This is a genomic window from Microbacterium sp. AK009, assembly GCF_013410955.1.
GTDB lineage: Bacteria > Actinomycetota > Actinomycetes > Actinomycetales > Microbacteriaceae > Microbacterium.
This window is the reverse complement of sequence record NZ_JACCCG010000003.1, coordinates 508,223-517,749: the sequence shown is the minus strand read 5'-3', so window position 1 is coordinate 517,749 and position 9,527 is coordinate 508,223. Positions and strand designations below refer to the sequence as shown.

Annotated in this window: 13 protein-coding genes; 10 read left to right on the top strand and 3 right to left on the bottom strand. The window is 69.3% G+C overall.

Annotated elements, in window-relative coordinates; genetic code table 11:
* From HDC37_RS16920 to HDC37_RS09050, 4 genes are all read left to right on the top strand, one after another.
* A partial coding sequence (locus HDC37_RS16920) for a hypothetical protein (protein WP_218869507.1) occupies positions 1–213 on the top strand: 213 nt, incomplete at its 5' end.
* Between the two features lie 273 nt (positions 214–486).
* A complete protein-coding gene (erm, locus tag HDC37_RS09060; protein WP_179560062.1) occupies positions 487–1,266 on the top strand; it encodes a 23S ribosomal RNA methyltransferase Erm in 780 nt (259 codons plus the stop codon).
* A gap of 58 nt (positions 1,267–1,324) precedes the next feature.
* On the top strand, positions 1,325–2,164 hold the full coding sequence (locus tag HDC37_RS09055; protein WP_179560061.1) for a helix-turn-helix transcriptional regulator: 840 nt from the start codon (positions 1,325–1,327) through the stop codon (positions 2,162–2,164).
* 123 nt (positions 2,165–2,287) lie between these two features.
* Entirely contained in the window at positions 2,288–3,217 is a 930-nt protein-coding gene (locus HDC37_RS09050; RefSeq protein WP_179560060.1) for an SDR family oxidoreductase, read from the top strand.
* Between the two features lie 18 nt (positions 3,218–3,235).
* Here HDC37_RS09050 and HDC37_RS09045 read toward each other — a convergent pair whose 3' ends face one another.
* Positions 3,236–4,951: a long-chain-fatty-acid--CoA ligase gene (locus HDC37_RS09045; RefSeq protein WP_179560059.1), complete on the bottom strand. Its 1,716-nt coding sequence runs from the start codon at positions 4,949–4,951 to the stop codon at positions 3,236–3,238.
* 106 nt (positions 4,952–5,057) lie between these two features.
* On the opposite strand from HDC37_RS09045, the gene HDC37_RS09040 reads away from it, so the two are divergent.
* The 6 genes from HDC37_RS09040 (at position 5,058) to HDC37_RS09015 (ending at position 8,166) form a co-directional block, all read left to right on the top strand.
* Positions 5,058–5,441: a helix-turn-helix transcriptional regulator gene (locus HDC37_RS09040; RefSeq protein WP_179560105.1), complete on the top strand. Its 384-nt coding sequence runs from the start codon at positions 5,058–5,060 to the stop codon at positions 5,439–5,441.
* Positions 5,442–5,462: 21 nt separating this feature from the next.
* Positions 5,463–5,879, top strand: a complete 417-nt coding sequence (locus tag HDC37_RS09035) for a VOC family protein (RefSeq protein ID WP_179560058.1) — start codon at positions 5,463–5,465, stop codon at positions 5,877–5,879.
* Position 5,880: 1 nt separating this feature from the next.
* Positions 5,881–6,339, top strand: a complete 459-nt coding sequence (locus tag HDC37_RS09030; RefSeq protein WP_179560057.1) for an iron chaperone — start codon at positions 5,881–5,883, stop codon at positions 6,337–6,339.
* 139 nt (positions 6,340–6,478) lie between these two features.
* Positions 6,479–7,174 carry a hypothetical protein gene (locus HDC37_RS09025; protein WP_179560056.1) on the top strand — a complete coding sequence of 232 codons (696 nt, stop codon included), beginning with the start codon at positions 6,479–6,481 and terminating at the stop codon, positions 7,172–7,174.
* A 33-nt stretch (positions 7,175–7,207) separates the two neighbouring features.
* Positions 7,208–7,510: a putative quinol monooxygenase gene (locus HDC37_RS09020; protein ID WP_179560055.1), complete on the top strand. Its 303-nt coding sequence runs from the start codon at positions 7,208–7,210 to the stop codon at positions 7,508–7,510.
* 23 nt (positions 7,511–7,533) lie between these two features.
* Positions 7,534–8,166, top strand: a complete 633-nt coding sequence (locus tag HDC37_RS09015) for a LysE family translocator (protein ID WP_179560054.1) — start codon at positions 7,534–7,536, stop codon at positions 8,164–8,166.
* A 4-nt stretch (positions 8,167–8,170) separates the two neighbouring features.
* Here the strand turns inward: HDC37_RS09015 and HDC37_RS09010 are convergent, their stop codons facing one another.
* The gene (locus HDC37_RS09010; protein ID WP_179560053.1) at positions 8,171–9,154 is read right to left on the bottom strand and encodes a squalene cyclase; all 984 of its coding nucleotides are present in this window, start codon (positions 9,152–9,154) and stop codon (positions 8,171–8,173) included.
* 42 nt (positions 9,155–9,196) lie between these two features.
* Entirely contained in the window at positions 9,197–9,481 is a 285-nt protein-coding gene (locus HDC37_RS09005; protein WP_179560052.1) for a hypothetical protein, read from the bottom strand.
* Positions 9,482–9,527: the final 46 nt, after the last annotated feature.

The window sequence follows — 9,527 nt, the reverse complement described above, 5'->3', positions numbered from 1 at the left end:
ACCACCCGCTCGATCGTCTCCTTGTCATACTTCGCCGGCATAACCCTCATCCTCCTAGATGGGATCAGAGCCTCCACGGAACCCAGGACGGTTCACTTCACCCCCGAAGAAGACCTCCCCGACGACCTCTGGGCGACATGGACCAACCCCGGCACCGAATTCCGGCTTACGGACGAACCGGTCGACGATCCCCACGAACCCGCACCCTTCTGACGGCGAACATGCGCCGCCGCTGCGGCAGGCAGCGCCGGGCAGGCAAGTGACGAGAGGGAAACGAGCCTGCTACCGTCGAGGCGTGGGAACGATAAACATGGCGCCCGTGATGGCGCTCACCGCTCTGGTCCGCGACCGCCGCGCCTGACGGCGCGACCACTTCGTCGCATCGCGCCGTCTCCTCCGAGTCCTTCTGCACTCGGACGGGCCTTCGGCGTATCCCGCCTCTCCACGTCCCGCACCGGGTGCTCCCCTCTTCATCGGAGCACACCCATGCCTCGTTCCTCTCACGGCGGCCGACACGAGCTCGGCCAGAACTTCCTCACCCACACGCCGTCGATCGACCGGATCGACGCCCTCGTCCGCAGTACGCGAGGGTCGATCCTCGAGATCGGCGCCGGCGACGGCGCCCTCACACGTCGACTCGCGGCGACAGGGCGTCGACTGATCGCCATCGACATCGACGAGTACCGGACTCTCCGTCTCGCACAATCGCTACCGGGAGCGACGATTCGCCAGGCCGACGCCCTGCGTCATCCGCTTCGGGAACCAGTGATCGTCGGCAACATCCCCTTCCACCTCACCACCCCGATCCTCCGCCGCCTGCTCAGCGAGCCGCGGTGGACGGACGCCGTGCTCGTGACGCAGTGGGAGGTGGCGCGAAAGCGGGCGGGTGTCGGCGGGCAGACGATGATGACCGCGCAGAGTGTCCCGTGGTTCGAGTTCGCACTTCACGGCAGGATCCCGCGGTCGGGATTCACCCCCTCCCCGAGCGTGGACGGCGGAATCCTCACGATCACACGTCGCGACGACCCCCTGCTCCCTGCCCGGGCGCGTCGGAACTACGAGCGGTTCGTCGCCGCGGTGTTCTCGGGCAAGGGTCGCAGCCTCGACCAGATCTTGGCAGGCGCCGCCCGGATCGACCGTCGGGTCGCGCAGAACGCGCTCGCGCACGCGAGCGTGGAGCAACGCGCGCTTCCTCGCGATCTGACGGCGCCGCAGTGGGCCGCGCTGTGGATGTCGCTGCCGCGGAGCGAGAGAGGGGCGGACTGACAGGCCCTGGCTACGACGCGGAGTCTCGCGTAGAAAGGGTCGGTCGGAAGGGGGATGGGTGATCGATCGGGACGGGCTGGCGGAGTTCCTTCGGCGACGACGCGTGGCGCTGCAACCCGAGGACGTCGGGCTCACGCGCGGACCCCGTCGGCGCACGGAAGGCCTGCGGCGCGAAGAGGTCGCTGTGCTCTGCCACATGTCGACCGATTACTACGCGCGGCTCGAACGCGCGACCGGCCCCCACCCGTCCGAGCAGATGATCGCCGCGATCGCGCAGGGCCTGCATCTCACGCTCGACGAGCGGGATCACCTCTTCCGGCTCGCCGGTCACCAGCCGCCGCTGCGCGACACGACGAGCGAGCACATCAGTCCCGGGCTTCTGCGGATCCTCGACCGCCTGACCGACACTCCGGCAGAGATCGTCACCGAGCTCGGCGAGACCCTGCGGCAGACTCCCCTCGGCGTCGCCGTTCTCGGCGACGCCTCGCTACGCACCGGCCCCGCACGCAGCCTCGGCTATCGGTGGTTCACCGAGCCGGCCGTGCGGGCCGCCTACTCCGCCGACGAGCAGCACCAGCTGTCGCGGGTGTACGCCTCGGGGCTGCGTGAACTGGTCGCTCGCCGAGGCCCGCAGTCACGCGCCGCAGCGATGGTCTCGCTGCTGCAGGACAACCACCTCTTCCGGGAGGTCTGGGACACGCACGAGGTCGGCCCCCGTCCGACCGAGGTCAAACGCTTCCACCACCCCTCGGTGGGACAGCTCGAGTTGGCATGCCAAACGCTGCTGGATCCCGATCAATCCCACCGTCTGCTCGTCTACACCGCCGAGCCCGGCACCGAATCCCACGAGAAGCTGCAACTGCTGGCCGTCCTGGGCACCGACGCGTTCGCCACCTGAGGCCCGGGAACCGGCGGGGTGGACCGCTCAGCCGCTGATCGCCGGGTCCTGGATGTCGCGCCACGTCCTATCGAGCATGAGTCCACGGCCTCGAACGGGGCCACGGAACGAAGGACCGAAGACATGACACGCACGCACAATCTGTCGATCCCCGACCTCACCGGAAAGCTCGCCGTCGTCACCGGAGCCAGCGACGGCATCGGCGTCATCATCGCCCGCCGTCTCGCCGACGCCGGCGCCGAGGTCATCCTGCCGGTTCGTTCGGCCGGAAAGGGAGACGCGGCGGTCAGCCGCATCCGCTCGGCAGTCGCGAGCGCGACCGTGAGCACGCGCACACTCGACCTGTCCTCTCTGGCGTCGGTCTCCGCCCTCGCCGCGCAGCTCAGCGACGAGGGCCGTCCGATCCACCTCCTCATCAACAACGCCGGTGTGATGCGGCCGCCGACCCGTCAGGTGACCGCTGACGGTTTCGAGCTGCAATGGGGCACGAACCACCTCGGGCACTTCGCCCTCACCCTCGGACTCCTCCCCCTGCTGCGAGCCGGTGCAGCCCGCGTCACCCACCAGACGAGCATCGCCGCGCGCAGCGGTGACATCGTGTGGAGCGACCTGAACTCCGAGCACGACTACGACGCGATGCGCGCCTACGTCGCGTCGAAGATCGCCGTCGGCCTCTTCGCCCGCGAGCTGGATGCGCGCAGCCGTGCCGGCGGGTGGGGGATCAGCAGCAACCTCTCGCACCCCGGCGTCTCGCCGACCAACCTGCTCGCCGCCCAGCCCGGGATGGGCCGGGCACGCGTGACGCCCGAACGCCGGGTGATCGGTCTTCTCGCCCGGGTCGGCGTGACCGGGACACCCGAGAGCGCAGCGCTCCCGGCGCTTCTCGCCGCAACCGGCCGCGAATCCCAGGGCGACGAGTTCTTCGGACCGAAGCGCCTGATCGGCGGGGCACCGACGAAGACCGAGCTGTGGGAACCGCTGCGGAGCCTCGATGACGCCCGCCGCCTGTGGGACGAATCCGAGCGGCTCGTCGGCATCCACGTCCCGCGCTGACCAGCGGCGCCGGATCGCTCAGCGGGCAAGCAGCTCCTCGCGCACCGCACGGCGCAGCACCTTGCCGATCTGCGAACGGGGCAGGTCGTCGACCTCGACGATCCGCCGGGGAACCTTGTACGCGGTGACGTGCGACCGGCAGAAGTCCCGAAGCACTCCGGCCTCGAAGACCGCGCCGTCCTTCACCACGACCGCGGCGACCACGTCTTCGCCGCCGGAGGCGCGCGGCATGCCGACGACGGCGGCGCCGGCGACATCCGGATGCATCATCAGCACCCCCTCGATCTCGCTCGGGCTCACATTGAAGCCACCCGTGATGATGAGTTCCTTCACCCGATCGATCACGGTGACGAACCCGTCGGGCGAGACGGTCACGATGTCGCCGGTGCGCAGCCACCCACCCTCGAGCAGCACCGCCGCGGTCTCGTCGGGCCGGTGCCAGTAGCCCTGGAACACCTGCGGCCCGCGCACCAGCAACTCCCCCGCCTCGCCGATCGGGCGGTCGACGGCCGGGTCGTCCGGATCGACGACGCGGATCTCGGTGCTCGGGAAGGGGACCCCGACCGTGCCCGGGCGACGCGAGGGGCCGATCGGGTTCCCGAGCGCGACGGGCGACGTCTCGGTCATGCCGTAGCCCTCGACGAGAAGGCCCCCGGTCGCCTCCTCCCATCGCGTCACGGTCGGAACCGGCAGGCTCATCGCTCCCGAGATGGCGAAGCGGATGCTGGTGAGATCGACGTTCTTGCGCGAGGTCGCGCGTGCGAGGGCGTCGTAGATCGGCGGCACACCGGGGAGGAAGGTGGGCGGCGAGGTCTTGGCCGCGGCGACGACGAGATCGACGTCGAACTTCGGGAACAGCACGACGCGCGCGCCGATCGAGACCGCGAAGGTGAGGCAGAGGGTGAGCCCGTACGCGTGGAACATCGGCAGCACGGCGTAGAAGGTCTCGGCCCCCTCGGCGAGCCCCGGCACCCAGGCGCGCCCCTGAGCGGCGTTGGACCGGAGGTTGCGATGCGAGAGGATCGCCGCCTTCGGGGTGCCGGTCGTGCCGCTCGTCAGCTGCAGCAGCGCGATGTCATCCAGAGAAGGGCGCGGGTGCGATCTCGACAGTCGACGGGTCTTCACCAGCTGTGACCACGACAGGATGCCCTTCGCCTTCGGCGTCGAGGTCATCGCGTCCCGCGACGCGCGCGCCGCCGGCACCGGCATGCGGAGCGCGACCCGTTTGCCGAACGGCAGCGCGTCGGGCATGCGAACGGCGACGATCGCCGCAGGCGCGATGTCGCGCGGGAAGTCGGCGACCACATCGGCGACCTTGTCCCACACGACCGCGACGACCGCCTCGTGCACCTCGAACTGATGACGAAGTTCCCGCGCCGTGTAGAGCGGGTTGTGCTCGACCACGATGGCCCCGAGCCGGAGGACGGCGTAGAACGCCACGACATGCTGGGGGCAGTTGGGAAGCACGAGCGCGACCCGGTCGCCCGCGCGCACACCGAGCTTGCGGAGGGCGTTCGCCGCCCGCGAGACCTGCTCCCCGAGTTCGTCGTACCGGGTCTCAGCCCCGAAGAACTCCAGCGCCACCCTCTTCCCGTACTGCGACACCGCGCCGTCGAGGAGGTCGACGAGCGTCTCGGAGACCGGTTCGATCTCGGCGGGAACGCCCTCGGCGTACGCGCTCAGCCAGGGGCGGTCATCGAGGGGCGAGCGGCTCGGGGTGGGATTCGCGCTCATACAGCGCCTCCTTCATCGGGTCCTCCGCCAGCGTAGGCGCGACAAAGACGCGCGATGGCATGATCGGGGCGTGGGGAAGCGACCCGATCTCGAGACGCTCGTGCTGATGCGGCAGGTGCGCGACCGGATGGACCGCGAATACGCACAGCCGCTCGATCTCGCCTCCCTCGCGCGCGGCGTGCACATGTCAGCGGGGCATCTCAGCCGCCAGTTCGTGCTCGCCTTCGGCGAGACGCCCTACGCCTACCTGATGACGCGGCGCATCGAACGGGCGATGGCCCTCCTGCGTCGCGGCGATCTCACCGTGACCGAGGTCTGCTTCGAGGTCGGATGCCAGTCGCTCGGCACCTTCAGCACCCGCTTCACCGAGCTGGTCGGTGTGCCGCCGAGCGTCTACCGCGAGCGCGGCGCGCCGTTCCGACCCGGGATGCCACCCTGCGTCGCCCGGCAGGTGACCAGACCGATCAGGAATCGAGAAGCGCCGCGATGACGCGGGCCCTAGCGTGAAGTCATGGACATCACGATTCACTCGAGTTTCCTGCCGCACACCGACCCCGAGGCATCCCTGACCTTCTACCGCGATGTGCTCGGCTTCGAAGTCCGGCTCGACGTCGGCTACGAGGACATGCGCTGGATCACGGTCGGACCGGCGGGCCAGCCCGATACCGCGATCGTGCTGCACCCGCCGGCCGTCGGAAACGACGTGTCCGACGACGAGCGCGGCGTGCTGCTGGGCCTCATCGCGAAGGGGAGCTATTTCGGCATCAATCTGGCCACGGATGACCTCGACGCGGCCTTCGAGCGCATCGAGGCGGCCGGCGCCGACATCGTCCAAGAACCGATCGAGCAGGATTACGGCGTCCGCGATGCGGCGTTCCGTGACCCGGCGGGCAATCTGATCCGCCTGCAGCAGAAGGGAGACGCCTGAGATGGCACCGCAGGATTCCACCACGAAGTCCGGCTTCAGCGACACCGAGCGCGCGGCGATGCAGCAGCGCGCCGAGGAGCTGCGATCGATGAAGGGCGTGAAGGGCGCCGCGAAGAAGGCGAAGGAGCTCGAGGCGTGCCTCGCCGCCATCGCCGAGCTGCCCGAGGGCGACCGTGTCATCGCGGAACGCCTGCACGTCATGGTGAGCGAGGAGGCGCCCGACCTCGACCCGAAGACCTGGTACGGCTTCCCGACCTACGCCAAGGACGGGAAGAACATCCTCTTCTACCAGCCGGCGTCGAAGTTCGACACCCGCTACGGCACCGTGAACTTCGCCGAGGACGCCGTGATCGACGACGGCGAGATGTGGGCCGTGTCCTTCGCCCTGCTGGAGATGACCGAGGCGGCGGAGAAGAAGATCCGCGGGCTGATCCGCCGGGCGGTCGCGGCCGGGAGCTGAGGGGAAGGTCTCACCGCCGGATCCGGACCCGTGTCGGGGTTCGTCCGCTGCAGCGGCCGTACAACCTGCGAAACCCCGACACGCGAGGCTGGCGAGTATGGCTCTGGCGTGTCGCCGCACCGTCGGCGACCATGGGTGGATGGAGTTCGACGGGGTCATCCCCACCGACGCACCCGACCCGAGCATCGCCTCGGAGGAGCGGTTGCGGAGCATCGGGTTCCCCGTCCTGCAGCTCGTCCCTCAGCCCGCCCTGACGCGCATGCCGATCACCGGCTTCGCCGAGTCGACCGGAACGGGCGGGCTTGCTCATCGGACGGTGTCGTTCTCGTACACGCTCTGGAGGTATCCCGACGATCGCTCCGATCCCCGCAACGAGGTGGAGATGGATGACGCGACGCGTCGCGCGATCGACGAGGAACCTCCCTGGGGGCGCCCGTCCTGGTTGCGCGAACAGGCACAGCTCTTCCACTACCCGATGCTGCAGGAGGCCGTTTGGACGACATGGCACGCTGACCCGAGTGCGCCCCACGCGCAGCTCGAGGCGCAGCTTCTGGATCACGTGAATCATGTGCTGCGCAACGGGTTCCGCGAGGAGCTGGGTCTCCCCGCCGGCCCGACCCGGGATCGGTCGTGGCAGGCACGACCCTCGGCCGTCGTCCCCGACACGCTGCGCGTGGATGGACGCGAGGTCAGCGGGATCCGGGTGGACACCGATCCTTTCGTCGTCGGAACGGGGTTCCGTGTCGGCCCGCAGGTGGTGTGCACGGTGGTGCTGCCCCGAGACGATCTGGCGTTCATCGACGTGGCGCTCGAGACCTTTCGCGCACCAGCCTGACCCGTGGGGGTGGTCGCGGGTATCGTCCCCGCCATGACCTTCGTGAACGTGGGAACGCTGGGCGCACGGCCCGGAAAGCGCGACGAGCTCGTGGCTCTGCTGACCCGACCGACCGCTGTCCTCGGGGACGTCGGGTGTCTCGCCTACGACGTGGGGATCGATGACAGCCAACCCGATACGGTCTTCGTGATGGAGCTGTGGAAGAGTGCCGAGGCGCACCGTGCTTCGCTGGCCCTGCCGGAGGTGCAGGCGCAGATCGCCGAGGCACGACCGCTGCTCTCGGGCGAATTCGGCGGCTTCGGGTTCGACGTGGTGGGCTCGCCGCTGCATGCCTGACACCGGGCCGCTAGGGTGTGCCCATGATGCCCTGGGAGAACGTCGCGGCCTTCGTCGTCGCCTCGATCGTCCTCATCCTCATTCCGGGGCCGAGTGTGCTGTTCGTCATCGGCCGGTCGATCGCCCTGGGGCGCCGGGCAGGAGTGCTCAGCGTCGTCGGCAATGCGCTCGGCACGGTGCCGGCCGTCCTCGCTGTCGCATTCGGTGTCGGTGCGATCGTGGCGTCATCGGTCGTCGCCTTCACCGTTCTGAAGATCGCCGGAGCCCTGTACCTGATCTATCTGGGCGTGCAGGCGATCCGGCACCGCAGCGACGGCGGCGATCAGACCTCGTCGCCGAGCGGCGGCACAGCGCGTCTGCTTCGGCAGGGCTTCATCGTGGGCCTGACGAACCCGAAGACGATCGCCTTCTTTGTGGCGGTCCTCCCGCAGTTCGTCGACCCCGCCGCGGGGGCCGTCTGGGCGCAGCTGCTCGTGCTCGGCCTGCTGTTCCAGACCCTCGCCCTCATCTGCGACGGCGCATGGGCGCTTGCGGCCGGGACGGCGCGGGCGTGGTTCGCAACCTCACCCCGCCGGATGGCGACACTGTCGGGTACGGGCGGCGTCATGATGATCGGCCTCGGCGGAACGCTCGCCCTCACGGGTTCGAAGACCTGACGGCTCACGCGACCGCAGCGTCGTGCGCGGCATCCCACCACTCCAGCACGCGGGTGCCGATGAGCGTGAGCCAGGGCGAGGGCTCTCCTTCGGGCACATCCATATGGAACCAGACGCGGCCGGGCAGCCGAAGTGACTGAACCCAGGTGCCATCGGGCTGACGCTGGTCGCGGACGACCTCGATGGCCTCGGCGAGACGCTGATCGGGCGGGCGGGAGTCGAACTCCGACGCATCCCGGAAGTAGTCGAGCGCGGCGAGCGCGCTGTAGACGTGCCGATTCGGGTAGAGGAAATGCGTGGCGAAGGGGGCGACGAGCTCACCGGTCGAGGCGCGATACAGCAGCCGCCGCGTCAGCAGATACTCCTCTCCGGTTCGGCGCACCTCGGTGAGCGTCCGGTCACCGGTCAGCCGCTGGTATGCCAGGAGTCCGCGCAGGGCATTGAGCGTCGAGTGGAACGACGAGCGCACCGAGTCTCCCTCCTCAGCCTCGCAGTTCCACCCGCCGTCCGCGAGGCGGTGCTCGCGGAACCACTCGGCGAGGCCCGACATGTCGACACCGAGCCACGCGCCGTTCGCGAGCGTGAAGGAGTTGATGCACACATCCACCTCCCCGCCCCAGTAGGGCAGGTCGTCGTACTCCCAGCGGCTGTTGCGCGCGAGCTTGTCGGCGGTGTCGCCGAGGGCCTCAGCGGGCACTCCGAACTCGCGCAGGTCTTTCAGCGTCCAGGTCGTCGCATTCCAGGGCTGACCCGGCTGCTGCGCCTCCTCACTGTCGAAGTACCCCGCAGGAAAATACGCCCCACCCGCCCACTGCCCGTCGGCGTCCTGCTTCGAGAGCAGCAGCGCCGCCCAGCCCTCGTGAGCGACGCGCGCCCGCGTCGCCTCCCAGATCTCGGGCGGCGCGTGGGCGACATCCCTCTCCACCTGCCACCGCAGGGCGGGGTCGGTGTCGAGCATCCAGGCCAGCGTGCGCTCATCGATCGCCATGCGTGGCACGCTAATCCCCGGTTCGGACATCCGGAAGAGGGTTCAGTTTCGGATTTCGATCACGATCGACGTCCCGTCAGCGATGACTCCCGGGCCTCGGTCGGGCGTCGGAGCCGGAACGGGGATCTGCTGCTCGGTCTCCCACGCGAGCCGCGCGTCGTGCGCCGCCGGGTGGAACAGCTCATCGAAACCGAGAAGACCCCCGGATGACGGCGTCGAGCCGTCCGCCTGATCTCGATGCCGGAGGGAGGCGACGCCCACGGCGACGAAGACGACGGGAATGCCCAGCACGAGCACGACGGTTCCCCAGCCCAGGACGTCAGTCATGCGAACCAGGCTAGAAGAGGGCGCCGACGCTTCGCGTCCCCCGAAA

Excerpts from the sequence above, each read along its gene's own strand:
- erm (WP_179560062.1), top strand. The coding sequence starts at position 487 with ATGCCTCGTTCCTCTCACGGCGGCCGACACGAGCTCGGCCAGAACTTC.
- HDC37_RS09050 (WP_179560060.1), top strand. The coding sequence starts at position 2,288 with ATGACACGCACGCACAATCTGTCGATCCCCGACCTCACCGGAAAGCTC.
- HDC37_RS09045 (WP_179560059.1), bottom strand. The coding sequence starts at position 4,951 with ATGAGCGCGAATCCCACCCCGAGCCGCTCGCCCCTCGATGACCGCCCC.
- HDC37_RS09040 (WP_179560105.1), top strand. The coding sequence starts at position 5,058 with ATGCGGCAGGTGCGCGACCGGATGGACCGCGAATACGCACAGCCGCTC.
- HDC37_RS09035 (WP_179560058.1), top strand. The coding sequence starts at position 5,463 with ATGGACATCACGATTCACTCGAGTTTCCTGCCGCACACCGACCCCGAG.
- HDC37_RS09030 (WP_179560057.1), top strand. The coding sequence starts at position 5,881 with ATGGCACCGCAGGATTCCACCACGAAGTCCGGCTTCAGCGACACCGAG.
- HDC37_RS09025 (WP_179560056.1), top strand. The coding sequence starts at position 6,479 with ATGGAGTTCGACGGGGTCATCCCCACCGACGCACCCGACCCGAGCATC.
- HDC37_RS09020 (WP_179560055.1), top strand. The coding sequence starts at position 7,208 with ATGACCTTCGTGAACGTGGGAACGCTGGGCGCACGGCCCGGAAAGCGC.
- HDC37_RS09015 (WP_179560054.1), top strand. The coding sequence starts at position 7,534 with ATGATGCCCTGGGAGAACGTCGCGGCCTTCGTCGTCGCCTCGATCGTC.
- HDC37_RS09010 (WP_179560053.1), bottom strand. The coding sequence starts at position 9,154 with ATGGCGATCGATGAGCGCACGCTGGCCTGGATGCTCGACACCGACCCC.
- HDC37_RS09005 (WP_179560052.1), bottom strand. The coding sequence starts at position 9,481 with ATGACTGACGTCCTGGGCTGGGGAACCGTCGTGCTCGTGCTGGGCATT.